This window comes from Billgrantia bachuensis, from assembly GCF_011742165.1.
Lineage (GTDB): Bacteria > Pseudomonadota > Gammaproteobacteria > Pseudomonadales > Halomonadaceae > Halomonas > Halomonas bachuensis.
In genome coordinates this window covers 69,452-85,370 of the sequence record NZ_JAAQTO010000039.1, presented here as the reverse complement: position 1 = coordinate 85,370, position 15,919 = coordinate 69,452, and the positions used below count along the sequence as shown (strand labels likewise).

Below are 15,919 nucleotides of genomic sequence, written 5' to 3'. Positions count from 1 at the left end.
AGCCTGCATCCGGCTGGGCTCATCAGGTGCGGCAGACAAAATAATCGTTCTGAATGTCGTGCTCGAGCTGGTGTACCTCGATATTGCCGAAGCCTGCCTCCTCGAGATAAGCCAACGCGCGCTCGCGCCCCCACATGGTGCCTAGCCCTTCGCCGCCCTGGGCCAGCGATACCGTCATGCAGTGGCTGACCGATACCGCGTAGAGCATGGCGCCCAGCGGGTGATCCCGGTCAAGATGGTGGTGGCTCGAAGCGTGAATGTCCTGTACCAGGTAAACGCCGCCAGGCGCCAGAGTGCGGTGGATGCCCTTGAGCAGGCTGCGCGGTCGAGCCTGGTCGTGAATGCCGTCGAAGGTGGTGACCAGGTCGAAGGCATCGGGCTCGGCGGTGACGTCGAAATCACTCAGGTCGCGTACCTCGAAGGTGAGGTTGGAAAGGCCGGCCCGGTCGGTTTCCCGCCGCGCCCAGTCAATGGCTTCCTGCGATAGGTCGTAGCCGACGAAACGGCTGGCCGGATAGCGCTCGGCCATGGCCATCAGCGCCCGGCCGCGACCGCAAGCACAGTCGAGTACCCGGATGCCGCTCTCGAGCCGCTCGATAAGGCCTTCCGCCAACGGCAGGATGGCGTCGAACAGGGCCGGCAGCACCGTCTGTCCGCTGTCGCTGGCCATGACCTCCTGAAAACGTGGATAGCGCGAGTAGGGCACGCCGCCACCTTCGCGGAAGCAACGCACCACATCGTCCTCTACGCTTCCCAATATGGCGATAAACTGCGAGTAGACGGCGAGATTTGCCGGGCCCTTGTCCGTCAGCAAAAGAGCATGGGCCTCAGGCAGCCAATAGGTGCCGGCCTGCGGGTCGGTCTCGACCACGCCGCTGGCGACCATGCCTCCTAGCCATTCACGCACGTAGCGTTCGTCGAGATCGGTGCGCACGGCCAGGGCCGCACTGGTTTCCGGTGCGGCGCCGGCCATGGCCGCCAACAGGCCGGTGCGATGACCGAGCGAGAGCAGTAGCATCAGGCCGCTTTCGTTGAGCGCGTTTACCAGCCGCTCCTCGAAAGCTTCAGCCGTGGTCTCGTGACGGGTGTCGGCGGTGCCGAGGGTGGGGACGTCGCACATGGTGGCTCTCCTTCGTGTCGTGTTGTTGTGATCGTGCATGGCCACGTTACGACCGCCGGCTCGACACCACGCAAGAGCAAAGCGACGCAAACGGGAGTTTTCGGTCATGGGGAGCGATATCGAAGCTGGCCAGCCTTTGACCATTGCTCTGTTGGCCACGCCCGAAGCGACCGCCTCGACGTTGTACGGCATGTACGACCTGTTCGGCTCGGCGGGACGGGATTGGAACCTGCTGATTCACGGGGAAATGGGCGCGCCGCTGCTGCGTCCGCTGATCGTCTCGCGCAGCGGTGAAGGCTTTCGTGCGCCGAACGGCGCCTGGATCCAGCCCGACAGCAGCCTGCAGGCGTGCCCGCCGCTTACGGCGGCCTGCATTCCGGACCTGTTCATTGCCCCGGAAGAGTCCTTGACGGGGCGTTATGATGCCGAGATCGCCTGGCTGCGTGACTGTCATGCCCAGGGCGCGCTGCTGGCGGCGGCCTGCACCGGCGCCATGCTGCTGGCCGAAGCGGGGATGCTGGAGGGGCAGGAGGCCACCACTCACTGGGCTTACTGCGAGGCCTTGGCGCGACGCTATCCCGGCGTGCGCGTGCATCCGCATCGCATTCTGGTGGCCAGCGGTGAGGGGCAGCGGCTGATCATGGCCGGCGGCGGTACCAGTTGGTTCGATCTTGCCCTCTACCTGGTGGCACGCCTGGTGGGCACCGACGAGGCGATGCGCCTGGCCCGGGTTCACCTCATAGACTGGCACCACGACGGACAGCAGCCCTATGCCGTGCTAAGCAGCTCGCGCCAAGTGGAAGACGCCTGCGTTGCACGCTGCCAGGTATGGGTCGCCCAGAACTATGACGACCATTCGCCGGTGGCCGGCATGGTGGCGCTCAGCGGCTTGTCGGAGCGTGCCTTCATGCGCCGCTTCAAGGCAGCAACGGGTATGACGCCGATGGATTACGTGCACACCCTGCGTCTCGAGGAAGCGAAGCAACTGCTGGAACAGGGCGACGAACCGATCGAGGCCATCGCCGAGCAGCTCGGCTATGCCGACCCCAGCTTTTTCCGCCGTCTGTTCGGTCGCCGCGTCGGGCTGACACCCAGTCAGTACCGGCGTCGCTTTCGCGGGCTGAGGTTGCGCCTGTCCTGAGGAGTCCTGTGCTGCCTAAAGCGTTTGCCATGGCGCGGCGGGGGGCTCCGCGAGCAGTTCGGCCAGCGTGTCGAGCGCCTGGGCCAATGCCTCGCGTGAGGCGGCGGCGCTGAGGCATAGTCGCAGCGCCTGGGGGGCGGGTTCACTGCCCACGCAGAAAGGCTCGGCGCTGCTCACCAGCACATTACGTTGCGCCAGCGCTTCCACGAGGACCGCGCTGCGTAGCCCTTCGGGAAGCGGCAGCCACAGATTGTTGCCGTGGAGCCTGCCGCTAGTGGTGTAGCCGGCCAAACGCTGTCGTGCCAGCTGCTGGCGTTCGCCCAGTTCCTGAACCAACCAATCGAGCAGGGCGCGGCTATCGTCGCTGGTCACCCAGCGGCACACCGCCTCGACCATCAGCGGCGGTACCATCCAGTTCTGGGCGCGCAGCGTCGCCCCCAGGCGTTCGCGCAACATGGCAGGAGCCACCAAGGTGCCGATACGCAGCCCGCCGGCCAGCACCTTCGACGTGCTGAAGATGAACAGGGTTCGCTCCGGAGCCAGACGATAGAGCGGCGTGCCGCGCTCCGACTCGGGCAGGTATTGCACACCATCCTCGACGATCCAGAAATCGTGGCGGCGTGCCAGCGTCACCAGGCGTTCGCGGCGGACTTCGCTCAGTGGCGTCCCGGTGGGATTGTTCTGGTCCGGTGTGACATAGACCAGCCTTGGTGGTTGCTGCTGTGCGCAGAGCCGGGCGAGGGCATCCATGTCCATGCCCTGATCGTCCATCGGTACGCCCGCTACTTTCAGGTGTGCCTGACGCGCAGCGCTGATCAGTCCGGGGTAGGTGAGCACGTCGGCGGCGATGCGTTCGCCAGGCCGTGCCAGAGCTTGCAACGCCAGGCTGATGCCGTGCTGTCCGCCCTGGGTGACGAGCAGGGCCTCGTCATCGACGGGCATGCCGAGCTCGCACATCCAGGCGGCCAATCGCTCGCGGTGCTCGGGCACGCCACGATCCGGCTGATATTCCACCGCACGCTGCAGCAGCAGGTCGTCGTCGGCAATCTCGTGCAGCACGCGCCCGAGTGAAGCAGCACGCATCGGATGCGGCGGCGGCAGGCTCAGGCTGAGGTCGATAATGCCTTTTTCGATGGGGCGGCTGGCGAGGAAATCCTGGCCTGAAGCGGCCTCGTTGCCACGCACGAAAGTGCCGCTACCCACTCGTGCGGTCACCCAGCCCTGGCGCTCGGCTTCGGCGTAGGCCCGGGTCACGGTACCGACGGTGACTCCAAGTCGGTCGGCCAGCCGGCGTTGCGGAGGAAGTTTCTGCCCGGCAGAGAGTTCGCCGGCCTGAATGGCCACGGCGATGGACTCGGCTATGGCGCGGTAGCGAACGCCATCTTCGGCTAGCTGTGGAATCCACATTGTCATGGTGACAATAAAACCTTTGACGGAATATTTTGACTCATTATGCTGACAATTGTGCTCGCTATCCAATCGAATTTCTTAATTGTATGGGTTCAATGACATGGAAGCTCTGGCGTTCCTCGGGCCGGCGGCCCTCTACATGATCTCGATGACCATCACACCCGGGCCCAACAACGTGATGCTCACGGCCTCGGGAGCCAACTACGGCTTCATGCGTACCTTGCCGCATATCTTCGGCATCCTGGGCGGCTGCTTCCTGCTGTTCGCCGGTATCGCCCTGGGGTTGGGGCTGATCTTCGAGCGCTATCCCGCGGTGCAGCTGGCCTTGCGCGTGCTGGGCAGCGCCTACCTGCTTTATCTGGCCTGGAAGATTGCCACGGCACCACCGCCTGATCTGCGCGTGCGGGGTGAGGGGAAGCCCTTGAGCTTCTGGCAGGCGGCCGCGTTCCAGTTCGCCAACCCCAAGGCATGGGTGATGGGGTTGGCGCTGATGGCGGGTTTCCTACCCAAGGGTGGCGACACCTTCGTCAATGCGCTGATGCTGGCCGGCTTTGCCGAGCTGGTGGCCTTACCCTGCATTGCGCTGTGGGCGGGCTTCGGCATGGCCATCGGCCAGTGGCTCGACACGCCGCGCGCCTGGCGTATCTTCAACTGGACGATGGGTGGGCTCACCGCAGCCTGTGTCTACTTCATTCTGGCATGATGCGGTGGCGGGAAAGCAGCTGGGATCAAAGGAAGGGGTCCAGCTCCTCCCGGCTCATGTTGCCGCCGGTAATCACCACCACGATATCGCCTTCGGGCGGCAGCGCGACCGACTCTTCCAACAGTGCGGCCACACCCACGGCGGCGCCGGGCTCGGCCATCAGCTTGGCCTGGTAGAGCAGGTGGCGCATGGCGTGGCCAATGGCGGCATCGTCGACCTGCACCAGGGCCCGAGTGGTTTCGCGGCACAGCGGGTAGGTATGTACGCCGACAATGGCGGCAGCCAAGCTCTTGGCGCAGGTATCCACTTTTTCCAACCGTGAAGCACCGCCCTGGGTCCAGGCGTGGGCCATGCTGGCGGCGCCGCAGGGCTCCACACCGATCAGCGCCAACTCGGGGCGTAGCGCCGCGGCGGCCGAGCCGATCCCGGCGATCAGCCCACCCCCGCCCACCGGGCAGAGAATGGCTGTGGCTTCGGGTGCCTGCTCGAGGATCTCGAGCCCGACGGTACCCTGGCCGGCAATGATGCGTTCGTCATCATAGGGGTGTACCAGGGTCAGGCCGCGTTCTGTCACCAGCTCATGCATTCGCTCCCAGGCGGCATTGATGTCGCCGTACAGGATCACCTCGGCGCCCAGCTTGCGGCTGCCATCTACCTTGAACCGGCTGGCGTTCTCGGGCATCACGATCGTGACCGGCACACCGGCTTGGCCCGCCGCCCAAGCAAGCCCGAGGGCGTGATTGCCCGCCGACACCGCACCCAGGCCGCCGGTCAGCTCTCCTCGGCTGGCGGTGCGCACCCAGTGCAGGCCGCCGCGGGACTTGAACGAACCGGTACGCTGGAATAGTTCTCCCTTGAGCCACACTCGTCGGCCGATCTGGTCCGACAGGACATGATCAAGGACCAGCGGCGTGGGGAGCAGGGTGTCGGCAATGAGGCGCTGGGCGGACTGCAGGCGTTCGAGCGCAAGCATGGGCCACTCCTACAGCAGATTGTAAATAATGACGAACAGGCTGGTACCGGTGATGATGAAGGCGAGGATCGACAGCAGTCCATCCCGAGCCATGATCGCCAAGCCGAACAGCGTCAGGGCTACGCCGGCGATATTGACCGTCAGCGGTATCAGCTCCATGGGGGGCATGGCCAGGGCCAGCACGAAGCACGCCAAGGCGGTCAGGCGTATACCCTGTTTGCCGGTCATGAAAGTAATGCGTGCGTTAAGCAGCCGGTCGATCCATCGGGCCGGCTTGTACATCCACTTGAGCCCCTTGTGTACCTTGTCGCTGGGTAGCGTGCGATTGCGCAGCCATCCCGGCAGCCAGAAGGTGCGACGGCCAGCGAGCAGTTGCCCGCAGACCAGCAGCGTGAACAAGGCCATCAGCGTGGGCACGCCCGGGATACCGCTGACGATGGGCATCAGCGTGACCAGCCCAGCCAACAGCAGCAGCGGGCCGAATGCGCGCCGGCCGATGGCATCGAGCACCTCGTCGAAGCGGATCCGCCCCGATGGCGTATCGATGGACTCTATGGCGCGCATCAGCTCGACGAGATTGTGCGGTTCCGTGGGCTCATCCGGTTCTGTGTCTCGTGGGGCCTGCATCCTTTCTCTCATTGGCTCATCCTTGTCTAATGCAAGACTCCTGTTGGTTCACAGCATAGCGTTTATGCGCCTGGTCATGCTTGTGGCTGCTAATGGCGAGCCAAAGTAAATGCACATATTCCAACTTTCTCTATCCATACAACAATGCAATTAGCCAAAAGTCGTCTTATGGCCCCCTTCGTGCCTCAACTTTTCGACTCTTTTGCCGATTGAAAGGAGAAACACCAAAAACCAAAACCAGAACGCACCATGCAAGGGGCTAGCGATGAAGAATGTATCCATCAAATGGAGCCTGACAGCAGCATTAGTTGTCCTGGTGCTGATGATCGGCTTGATCAGTGGGTTGGGGTTCTACTCCAATGCCAAGGGCGAAGCTGCCCTGCACGAGCTGGCAGAAACCAACATGAAGCTGGCCGACACGGCCAACCGCGCACAGGTCAACGTACTGCGCGCGCAGACCTTCCTGGACCGCTACGCCAGCCTGAGCACCCAGGGCAACCCGGACAAGGCGGGGGAGAATCAGCTGTTGGCAGCCGCCGCGATTGAAGCGGCACAACAGCGCTTCGCCGAATTCCGCGAAGTGCCCCTCGATCCCGCAGATACCCGCACGCCACACGTGGTGGCCATTACCGAGGCTTACGAGGCGCTCGTCAACGAGGGCCTGGTGCCGCTGCTGGACGCTGCGCCGTTCCAGGTACAGCGCAGCCAGGAGCAACTGGCCGAGCTGGGCACGCAGCTCGAACAGGCCATGGACGCCTTCATCCATTACATCGACGAGCGCGCCATCAACGATATCGAAGCAATCGAGACCCTGGATCGGCGCGTGGCGATCACCGCCACGACGCTGCTGGTGGCGGCGCTGGTGGCCGCCTTCCTCATTCGCGTTGCCCTGATGCGTGTGGTGGTGACCCCGCTGCGGGAAGCCATCGACCACTTCGAGCGTATCGCCGATGGCGACCTGACCGCACGTATCGAGGATCGTGGTCGCAACGAGATCGGCCAGCTGTACAGCGCTCTGGGCCGCATGCAGGAGAAACTCAAGACACTAGTGGTCTCGCTGCACGAAAGCAGTGACAACGTCTTCACCGGTGCCGGCGAGATCGCTTCGGGCAGCCAGGATCTCTCATCCCGGACCGAGCAGCAGGCTTCGGCACTGCAGGAAACCGCTTCCAGCATGGAGGAGATGGCCTCCACCGTCAGCAAGAACACCGATACCTCGATCGAGGCTGATCGCCTTTCCGCTGCGGCGTCGAAGACAGCCGAGGCCGGTGGGCAGGAAGTCGAGCGCACCGTGCTGTTGATGCGTGAAATCGCCGAGAGTGCCCGTCGCATCAACGACATCATCGGTGTGATCGACTCGATTGCCTTCCAGACCAACATTCTGGCGCTGAACGCCTCGGTCGAGGCAGCCAGGGCAGGGGAACAGGGCCGTGGCTTCGCCGTGGTGGCAAGCGAAGTGCGCTCCCTGGCCAGCCGCAGCGCGGAATCCGCCAAGGAGATCCGTAAGCTGATCGAGGACACCACGACACGAGTGGCCAGCGGTGCCGAGCAGGCCGAGCGCAGCGGCGAGACGATCAACGAAACCGTCGAATCGATTCGCCAGGTCAGCGCCCTGATGGGGGAGATTTCCACTGCCACGCGGGAGCAGAACAGTGGTATCGAGCAGATCAACACGGCGCTGACCGAGATGGACTCGGTCACCCAGCAGAATGCTTCGCTGGTGCAGCAGACCAGTGCCGCTGCTGCCTCGCTTGAAGAGCAGGCCAGTCGCCTCGCTGCGCTTATCGCCACTTTCCGCATTGACGAGCGGGCCACCTCGACGCCGGCACGGAATGACCGCCAGCCCGGTGCGCAGGGAGAGCAACGAAGCGGCAAGGAGGGAGAAAGGGCGGCACCGCATCAGCTCGTTCGGCTGACCGATCCCAAGCCGACGGGTTCCCGCCAGCGCCCCACGGCGGAAGAGGACTGGAGCGAGTTCTAGCAACCGAAGGCCTGTCGGCAGTCGTTCCTCTATACCCGAGCCCTGACCGGCTCGGGTTTTTTAATCGCCAAGCTCACCGATAAGCTGGGAGAGCCAGCTTGGACCCTTGCTCTGCTACACCTCCGGTGGCTTTGCCATGCCGGCTTCGGCAGAAGCGTCTAATGCGAAGCTCGGTGCCGGGCATACCTCTGAAATCCCCGTCTCTGCGGCAAGCTCCGGCAGCCGTTCCGACAGGAAGTCGATAAGATGGCGTACCGCCGGGCGCAGCCCGCGTCGGTACGGATACACCGCGTGCAGTTGCCCCCGGGGCAGACGCCATTGCGGTAGCAGCCAGAGCAGCTCGCCAGCCGCCAGCGCCTGGCGACACATGAAGGTCGGCAGCACCACGACGCCGATGCCGGCGATGGCCGCATCGTGCAGTACGCTCATGTCATCGGTCACGAGGCGAGGCGATAGCGAGACCGGCGTTCGGTTGCCGTCAGCATCGGTGAACTCCTGCACATGGCGACCCTCCGCAAATCGCATCGAGAGGCTAGGGAAACGCTTCAAGTCGTGCGGGTCCGTCGGCATGCCGAGGCGTTCCACCAGCCTCGGGCTTGCCACCAGCATGGCGGGGCTGACCGCGAATCGACGCGATACCAGCGACGAATCCTCGAGGCGTAGGCGAACGCGAATGGCGAGATCCACCCCTTCGGTTACGAGGTCCACCCGTCGGTTGGTGGCGTCCAGCTCCACCTCTACCTTGGGGAAACGATCCATGAACTCGGGCAGGGCTCGCGCCAGCAGCGGTTGGGAAATCGAGATGGGGCTGGTCATCAAGACCCGCCCGCGTGGCTCCCCCTGCACCTGCTCGACGACGCTCTCAGCCGCTTCCGCCGCCGCCAGCAGATCCTGGCAGTGGGCCAGGTAGGCACGGCCGATATCCGTCAGGGTCAGGCGTCGCGTGGTCCGGTGAAGCAGACGGATATCCAGCCGCTCCTCGAGCCGAGCGATGCGGCGGCTGAGCGTGGATTTCGGCATACCCAGGGCGTGCGCCGCCGCGGTAAAGCTGCCGTGCTCGGCGACTTGGGCGAAGAAATAGAGATCGTTGAGATCCTGCATGCCATATCTCCGTTTGCGGATGTTGATCGTCTTATTATTGGAACAATGATTTCAACAAGCGCTATCTAGTTGCAGATATGGAAAGCCCCTAAGGTGGACCGCAGAGGCGTAAGTCACGCCTGCAACCCATCGGAGGAGCTACTCATGAAGCTGCTGCATCTGGATTCCGGGCTGTTCGAGGATCAATCCGTCACTCGCCAGCTTTCCGCCCGCATCGTCGAACAGCTGCGTGCCACCACGCCTACGCTCGATGTCGTGTACCGCGACTTGATAAATGACGCACCCGACCACCTCTCCGGCGAGATTCTGGCCGGGGCCGGTCTGGCCGAGGGGGAGCGCAACGCGCGCCAGCGCGAGGAGGCAGTGCTGACGGAGACGCTGCTGGAGGAGTTTCTGGCGGCCGATGTGATCGTGATCGGTGCGCCGATGTACAACTTCACCATTCCGAGCCAGCTCAAGGCGTGGCTGGATCGAATTCTCCAGGCCGGCAAGACCTTCCGTTATACCGAAAACGGCGCGGTGGGGCTGGCCGGGGGGCGCAAGGTGATCGTTGCCTCCTCGCGTGGTGGCATCTATTCGCAAGGGCCGGGCGTCGATAACGACTTCCAGGAACGCTACCTGCGTGCCGTATTCGGTTTCATCGGTATCGACGATGTCAGCGTGATCCGCGCCGAGGGAGTGGCCATGGGCGATGAGATGAGGCAGGGCGCCCTGAGTACCGCATACGAGACCATTACCCAGACTTTCCAACCCGCAGAGCTGGTCTAGCAGCATTGCCGTATCCATTGCGCTATTGCTTAACTGCCATGCTTGTAATTTTTTGTTGGAAACAAAGGCTTATGGCTTCTCCGCGACTAGACTGCCGGTAGGAAAGGCAATTCAAGGAGCGAGCGATGGCTAGGGATTCGGTACATGGCAGCTTGCCTACGGCAACCTTAGGCGAGACCTTGGCGGTGGTGGGCAATGTTTTCGTTCCCAACATCGCCAAGGGGGTGATCATCCGTCGCCCCATGGCGGTGGGTGTGGTCGAGAAGCTTGGCCTGGACAAGCGCAGTATTCGCCGCTTGCAAAAGCTCAACGAGAAGTATGGTCCTGGCCCCTTGATGCTGAACACTCCCAAGAGCAAACCCATGGCATTGGTGCTCGACCCCGACCACGCCAACCGTGTGCTCAACGAGACGCCCGAGCCCTTCGCCACCGCCGAATGGGCCAAGCAGAAAGCCCTGGAGCACTTCGAGCCCGACATGGCGCTGGTTTCCCACGGGCCCGAACGCGCCGAGCGCCGCCGCTTCAATGAGGAAGTATTGCAGAGCGGATGTCCCGTGCATGGCCTGGGCGCGCGATTTGCCCAGGTAGTCGAGCAGGAAGCCAGCGAGCTGCTCACCTTCGTGGAGCGGCACCACGGCAAGCTCGACTGGAGCATGTTCGAGGCAACCTGGAACCGCGTGGTGCGGCGTGTGGTACTGGGCGATACCGCGCGCGATGACCGCGCCTTGACCGAAATGCTGGAGAAGCTGCGCTCTGCCGGCAACTGGGCCTTCCTGCATCCGGGACACGACCGCCTGCAGGATGCCTTCCATGAGCGCCTCCGTACCTACCTCAAGCGGGGAGAGGCGGGCAGCCTGGCCGCCGAGATTGCACGGGCTTCGACCAACGCCAACACCCAGCCGGAGCATCAGGTGCCGCAATACCTGTTTGCCTTCGACCCTGCCGGCATGACGACTTTCCGTGCCTTGGCACTACTGGCTGCGCATCCCAATCAGACCGAGCGGGCCCAGGTCGAGATCACCGAGCACGACCTGGAGCGAGCACCCAAGCTCGACTTCCTTCGCGCTTGCGTGCTCGAGTCGCTGCGGCTGTGGCCCACTACGCCTCTGGTACTGCGCCAGACCACCGAAGAGACCGAGTGGGAGAACGGCACGATGCCGGCAGAAACTTCGGTATTGCTGTTGGCCCCCTATTTTCACCGCGACGACCGCTACCTGGACGATGCCAATCTGTTCGATCCCGATCTCTGGCTGCAGCCGGGCGAAGTGGGGAACTGGCCGATGATTCCGTTCAGCGGCGGCAGCGGTATCTGCCCCGGGCGGCACGTGGTACTGCTGGTGACCAGTCTCATGTTGGCCAGGCTGCTTCAGGGCAGAGAGTACCGTTTGGAGCCGCCAACGCGTCTGCTCAGCAGCAAGCCGATGCCGCCGCTGCTGAACAATTACGACTTGGCGTTCAAGGTTACCGGCCGGTAATCCGTCGCTTGCATGGATCGGTGATGCGCGGCGGGCTAGGAACGGCTAGACGACCTGCATCATTTTGCGGATGATTTGCAGCCGAAAGGTCGGCCTCGATAGATAGCATTGCGTTGTGGTTAGCGCTTACCGCCTAGCCGCTTAGCTTTAACCTATCGAGGAACGACCATGAACACATTGAATCGCGCCTTGGCCCTGGCCGCACTGACCCTTGCCACTTCCGTTGCCGCCGACGCCACCCAACCCACCAACAGCGGTGCCCCGGTGCTCGGCAGCACCGAGCTTTCTGAAACTCATGTAACGACCCAGGACGGTGTGAGCCTCTACTACAAGGATTGGGGGCCGCGCGACGGCCAGGTCGTTGCCTTCAGCCATGGTTGGCCGCTGAACTCCGATAGCTGGGAATCGCAGATGCTGTTCCTGGCTTCGCAGGGCTATCGTGTCGTCGCCCATGATCGCCGCGGGCATGGACGCTCCAGCCAACCTTGGGAAGGCAACGACATGAACCACTACGCCGACGATCTCGCGGCGGTGCTCGAAGCACTGGAGCTCACGGATGTCACCCTGGTCGGCTTCTCGACCGGTGGCGGTGAAGTGGCACGCTACATCGGGCGCCACGGTACGGATCGTGTGAAGAAAGCCGTCCTGGTGGCTGCCGTGCCGCCTTTGATGCTCCAGACCGAGAGTAACCCCGATGGCCTTCCCATCGAGGTCTTCGACGGCCTACGCCAGGCATCGCTGGAGAACCGCTCGCAGCTCTATCTGGATATCGCATCGGGGCCGTTCTTCGGCTACAACCGGCCTGGCGCCACGCCTTCCCAGGGCCTGATCCAGTCCTTCTGGGTGCAGGGCATGCAGGCTGGCCACAAGAACACCTACGACTCGATCAAAGCCTTCTCGGCGACGGATTTCCGCGACGACCTGAAGAAATTCGACGTGCCTACGCTGGTGATCCACGGTGGCGACGATCAGATCGTCCTTCTCGACACCTCGGCATGGGCATCGGCGGCACTGATCGAGAATGCCGAGCTGATCGTCTACGAAGGCGCGCCGCACGGCCTGGCCGATACGCATAAGGAGCGGCTCAACCAGGACCTGTTGGCCTTCCTGCGGAAGTAAGCCTCATCTCCATCGGCCCTGCCAGCGCAGGGCCGTTTGGCTGATATACCGAAAGGCAATGGAACGCGTGCGCTGCATGCGTTTTCGCTGCGCCTCGCTCACGCGCTCTGCGGATCGGCAGACTTGAGAGCCTTCATCCAATCGCGTGGGCTGTTACCCGTTTTTCGGCGGAAGGCCCGGGCGAGTGCCGAAGGGCTTTCATAACCCACTTCGTCGGCAATCAATGCAATAGGCCGGCCCTGAAGCAAACGCTTCTGGGCCAGACTGATCCTCCAGCTCAGCAAGTATTCAGCAGGCGTTTGGCCCATGACGGTGCGGAAGTGCGCTGCGTAGCTGGCACGGGACATGTTCGACTCATTTTGCGAGTTCGCTCACCGTCCAGGCTCGCTGAGGCGAGTTGTGCATCTGTACCAGGGAGCGAGACAGGCGCGGGTCGGCAAGCCCGGCCATCATGCCGGTGGAAGGCCTTGGTGAGCCAGCAGATGCCGCAACAGCTGAATCACCAGCAACTCGAACAGGCGGTCGAGCACCGCCTCCTTGCCGCAGTTCTCTGCGGCGGCTTCCTCAAACAGCCACCTGAGGGTTTCGGCCAGCATGGGCAACTCATCCAGGGCGAGCACCAGGCGATCGGGAAGGGAAGCCGATAGCGGGTTGCTCTCGCCACCGTCGAAGGCGAGTGAGGCGCACAGAAGCTTGGCGGGGTCTGCGTCGGTCGCGATCATCGTATGCGGGAGGGGGCGTGGCAGGAACATAAGGCTTGGGCTCGTGACCAGCACGTCCGGCGCCTTGGGGCTGCGCAAGGTAACGGTGCCGCCCTGCAGAAGATGCAGATATCCGTGGCCAGCATCGTCTATCGACGCGACGCTGCAAACCGTGCCGCTATGGAAGAGGCGCGCACGTACGCCGAACTGCGACAGTAACGTCGATAACCGATCCACTGTTGATACTCTCCGTATGAATTCGTTGGTCGGCTGGCACCCTTAGGGGGCGCTCACGACGCCAAGATCGAATGTTTCCATGGTGTCGCTCACTGCTTTCGCCGCTCTCGAGCGGGCCGCATAGCGTGGCGTAACAGGCGTTGGAAAGTCGGGCATTGCATATGGCTGGGAGCAGGGCAGTCAGCAGCATGGCGCAGGCCATCCCGCATCGCTGTCAGCCGTCGAATCGCTCGGTCCAGTTCGTCTGCCTTGGCGATGAGCTTAGCGCGATCGATATCGGGCCCGCCCTTACCATCAAGCATGGCGCCGATCTCCTCCAGGGTGAAGCCCGCGTTCTGCCCGAGCGCAATCAGCGACAATCGCTCCAGAACGTTTTCACCAAACTGCCGCCGCAGGCCGTTTCTCCCCACCGAGCGAACGAGACCTTTTTCTTCGTAGTAACGCAGGGTAGAGGCCGGCAGGCCGGAGCGCCGGGAGACTTCTGCGATATCCAGGGTTTTCACGCTTGACCTCAAGTTTACTTGAATTCGTACATTGAAACCGTCGTATACAAAGGGGCGGGTTTAATCATGCACGAAGTTGACAAAATACTCCTGCATTCCGTGGTGATTGGTATTGGCGCCACGTTAGTGATGGACTTATGGGGATGGATTCAGAAGCGTATATTCAATGCACCCCCTCTTGATTATGCCTTGGTGGCAAGATGGCTAGGCCACTTTCTGCGAGGCCGATTCCGTCACGATTCCATCATGGCGGCACCGCCCGTTGCCGGTGAGCGTGCCTGGGGTTGGATCGTGCACTACGCCATCGGCATCGTCTTTGCCGCCCTGTTGATTTCATTCTGGGGATTGGAATGGGTGCGCAACCCCACGCTGGGGCCGGCGTTGGTCATCGGTATTGGCACTGTCGTGGTTCCCTTCTTCATCATGCAGCCGGCTTTCGGTATTGGCGTTGCCGGCATGCGCACTCCAAAACCGCGTATCAATCAAGTAAAAAGCCTTGCTGCACATACCTCCTTTGCCATTGGCCTCTTTCTGGCGGCGAATGCCTGGGCACAGCTTACCTAGCTGAAAGCCCGCCAAGCTGAAGTTAATTTTACCGCCTCGGTCTGACTCGGGGCGCTTAACGCATAAGAGGAGGAACGAAATGGGTCTGAGTTCTTCACCTAAGGATGGCAAAAGCCCGTCTGAAGCAGATTTCGTGTTTAGAGTGCTGGCTGCGGTACAGGCGACGCTTATTTTCACGATCGCGCTCATCATGGTGCCACTGCCCAGGTTAGGACTGGAATTCTTGCTTGGCCCCGCGGAGCTGCTCCTGCTACAGGTAGCCTACGGGTTGTCGTTCAGCGGGCTGTTGTTGTTTGGTGGTCGCTTGTCGGACCGCTTCGGCGGGCAACGAATCTTCTACTTCGGGCTGACCGTCTTCGGCAGTGCCTCGCTGGGAGCCGCGCTGGCGCCCTCCTTCGAGTTTCTCGTCAGCGTGCGCTTTGCGCAGGGGGTGGGGGCAGCCTTCGCTGCGCCTGCCGCCATGTCACTACTGCGAGGGCTCTTTCCTGAACCAGCGGCCTACGGCAAGGCCATGGCCGTATGGGGAGGTGTCTCCGTACTCGGTGCGCTACTGGGTTTTATCGCCTCAGGCATCGTGACGACCTGGCTCTCCTGGCGCTGGATGTTCAGCGTTCCGGTGTTGGTTGCAGTAGCCGCGTTCGTGCTGACCCGGGGGAGGTTGCCGAAGGAACGCCGCAAGATAGAGTATCTCGGGCTCGATCCACTTGGTGCAATACTCGCCACCTTGGGAGTCGCCCTGACCAGCTACGGCCTGATCGCTAGCGGGAACTATGCCTGGGCCTCCGTTCGCGTATTCGGTCCTCTCATGGTTGGCATTGCGCTCTTGGTCGGTTTTTTAATGGTTGAGCGTAGAGTTCGTCATCCGCTGCTGCCGTCCGGCTTCATCCGAGAGCCGTGCCGTATCGCCGGGCTCGTCGGAATGCTGTTGGCTGCCGCCGGCTCGGTGCTGATCGAATTCGTACTCACGCTTTACCTGCAACAAGTCCGCGACTGGTCGACGCTGCAAGTGGCGCTGGCGTTCTTGCCTTTTGCCATCACCTTGGTGGCGGCAAACCATATTGCCGTATCGCTGGTAGAGCGCTGCGGTGCGGCCGGCGTCAGCTGCGGAGGCTTTGTCATTGCTGGCATAGGTCTCGCAGTGCTGACGGCAATCGCTCATGATACCGCCTATGTGAGCGTGCTTCTGCCCGGACAAGTTCTGCTGGCGGCGGGTATTTCGATGGTTTTCTCCGGCTCAGCGGTACTTTCGACGATAAACGTACCGCAAGAGCAGGCAGGGCTTGCCGGAGGAGTGATGAATACAGCCATGGAGCTTGGGCCAACCGTTGGGCTTGCCGTATTGATGTCGGTTGCAGCGACGCAAACCGACACAATAGCAGGCTACTCCTGGGCGTTTGGGGCTGCCGCCTTGGCCTACGGGCTCATAGCTTTCTTAACCCTCGGGCTCAGCCGCCGAAAGGTATGCTCAGCGGCTGCCAAAGCTATGACATGAGCCC

16 protein-coding genes are annotated in these 15,919 nt (G+C 62.6%); 8 read left to right on the top strand and 8 right to left on the bottom strand.

Features of this window, described 5'->3' with window-relative positions:
• Positions 1 to 22 precede the first annotated feature (22 nt).
• Positions 23 to 1,120, bottom strand: a complete 1,098-nt coding sequence (locus tag HBJ55_RS14375) for a class I SAM-dependent methyltransferase (RefSeq protein ID WP_167116199.1) — start codon at positions 1,118 to 1,120, stop codon at positions 23 to 25.
• Between the two features lie 106 nt (positions 1,121 to 1,226).
• On the opposite strand from HBJ55_RS14375, the gene HBJ55_RS14370 reads away from it, so the two are divergent.
• Positions 1,227 to 2,261, top strand: a complete 1,035-nt coding sequence (locus tag HBJ55_RS14370; protein WP_167116197.1) for a GlxA family transcriptional regulator — start codon at positions 1,227 to 1,229, stop codon at positions 2,259 to 2,261.
• A 15-nt stretch (positions 2,262 to 2,276) separates the two neighbouring features.
• On the opposite strand, the gene HBJ55_RS14365 is transcribed toward HBJ55_RS14370, so the two are convergent.
• Positions 2,277 to 3,674 (bottom strand): aminotransferase-like domain-containing protein, encoded by a 1,398-nt coding sequence (locus HBJ55_RS14365; protein WP_167116194.1) that lies wholly within the window; start codon positions 3,672 to 3,674, stop codon positions 2,277 to 2,279.
• Between the two features lie 97 nt (positions 3,675 to 3,771).
• Here HBJ55_RS14365 and HBJ55_RS14360 point away from each other — a divergent pair, with 97 nt between their 5' ends.
• Positions 3,772 to 4,374 (top strand): LysE family translocator, encoded by a 603-nt coding sequence (locus tag HBJ55_RS14360; protein ID WP_167116191.1) that lies wholly within the window; start codon positions 3,772 to 3,774, stop codon positions 4,372 to 4,374.
• A gap of 25 nt (positions 4,375 to 4,399) precedes the next feature.
• Here the strand turns inward: HBJ55_RS14360 and HBJ55_RS14355 are convergent, their stop codons facing one another.
• A complete protein-coding gene (locus tag HBJ55_RS14355) occupies positions 4,400 to 5,347 on the bottom strand; it encodes a threonine ammonia-lyase (protein ID WP_167116188.1) in 948 nt (315 codons plus the stop codon).
• A 9-nt stretch (positions 5,348 to 5,356) separates the two neighbouring features.
• The gene (locus HBJ55_RS14350) at positions 5,357 to 5,974 is read right to left on the bottom strand and encodes an exopolysaccharide biosynthesis protein (RefSeq protein WP_167116185.1); all 618 of its coding nucleotides are present in this window, start codon (positions 5,972 to 5,974) and stop codon (positions 5,357 to 5,359) included.
• 265 nt (positions 5,975 to 6,239) lie between these two features.
• Between HBJ55_RS14350 and HBJ55_RS14345 the strand changes: the two genes are divergently transcribed.
• Positions 6,240 to 7,955 carry a methyl-accepting chemotaxis protein gene (locus HBJ55_RS14345; protein ID WP_167116182.1) on the top strand — a complete coding sequence of 572 codons (1,716 nt, stop codon included), beginning with the start codon at positions 6,240 to 6,242 and terminating at the stop codon, positions 7,953 to 7,955.
• A 114-nt stretch (positions 7,956 to 8,069) separates the two neighbouring features.
• Here the strand turns inward: HBJ55_RS14345 and HBJ55_RS14340 are convergent, their stop codons facing one another.
• Entirely contained in the window at positions 8,070 to 9,056 is a 987-nt protein-coding gene (locus tag HBJ55_RS14340; RefSeq protein WP_167116179.1) for a LysR substrate-binding domain-containing protein, read from the bottom strand.
• Between the two features lie 144 nt (positions 9,057 to 9,200).
• Here HBJ55_RS14340 and HBJ55_RS14335 point away from each other — a divergent pair, with 144 nt between their 5' ends.
• The 3 genes from HBJ55_RS14335 (at position 9,201) to HBJ55_RS14325 (ending at position 12,418) form a co-directional block, all read left to right on the top strand.
• The gene (locus HBJ55_RS14335) at positions 9,201 to 9,824 is read left to right on the top strand and encodes an FMN-dependent NADH-azoreductase (RefSeq protein ID WP_167116177.1); all 624 of its coding nucleotides are present in this window, start codon (positions 9,201 to 9,203) and stop codon (positions 9,822 to 9,824) included.
• Positions 9,825 to 9,949: 125 nt separating this feature from the next.
• Positions 9,950 to 11,299, top strand: coding sequence for a cytochrome P450 (locus HBJ55_RS14330; protein WP_167116174.1), 1,350 nt, complete (start codon positions 9,950 to 9,952; stop codon positions 11,297 to 11,299).
• Between the two features lie 168 nt (positions 11,300 to 11,467).
• Positions 11,468 to 12,418, top strand: coding sequence for an alpha/beta fold hydrolase (locus HBJ55_RS14325; protein WP_167116171.1), 951 nt, complete (start codon positions 11,468 to 11,470; stop codon positions 12,416 to 12,418).
• Positions 12,419 to 12,516: 98 nt separating this feature from the next.
• Here the strand turns inward: HBJ55_RS14325 and HBJ55_RS22425 are convergent, their stop codons facing one another.
• The 3 genes from HBJ55_RS22425 to HBJ55_RS14315 all read right to left on the bottom strand — a co-directional run bounded on the left by HBJ55_RS22425 (position 12,517) and on the right by HBJ55_RS14315 (position 13,859).
• Positions 12,517 to 12,765: a helix-turn-helix domain-containing protein gene (locus HBJ55_RS22425; protein WP_240936119.1), complete on the bottom strand. Its 249-nt coding sequence runs from the start codon at positions 12,763 to 12,765 to the stop codon at positions 12,517 to 12,519.
• Between the two features lie 102 nt (positions 12,766 to 12,867).
• Positions 12,868 to 13,356, bottom strand: a complete 489-nt coding sequence (locus HBJ55_RS22420; RefSeq protein WP_338072025.1) for a cupin domain-containing protein — start codon at positions 13,354 to 13,356, stop codon at positions 12,868 to 12,870.
• An 89-nt stretch (positions 13,357 to 13,445) separates the two neighbouring features.
• Positions 13,446 to 13,859, bottom strand: coding sequence for a helix-turn-helix domain-containing protein (locus HBJ55_RS14315; RefSeq protein ID WP_167116168.1), 414 nt, complete (start codon positions 13,857 to 13,859; stop codon positions 13,446 to 13,448).
• 66 nt (positions 13,860 to 13,925) lie between these two features.
• Here HBJ55_RS14315 and HBJ55_RS14310 point away from each other — a divergent pair, with 66 nt between their 5' ends.
• The gene (locus HBJ55_RS14310) at positions 13,926 to 14,423 is read left to right on the top strand and encodes a DUF2938 domain-containing protein (RefSeq protein ID WP_167116165.1); all 498 of its coding nucleotides are present in this window, start codon (positions 13,926 to 13,928) and stop codon (positions 14,421 to 14,423) included.
• Positions 14,424 to 14,502: 79 nt separating this feature from the next.
• Positions 14,503 to 15,915, top strand: a complete 1,413-nt coding sequence (locus tag HBJ55_RS14305) for an MFS transporter (protein ID WP_167116162.1) — start codon at positions 14,503 to 14,505, stop codon at positions 15,913 to 15,915.
• Positions 15,916 to 15,919: the final 4 nt, after the last annotated feature.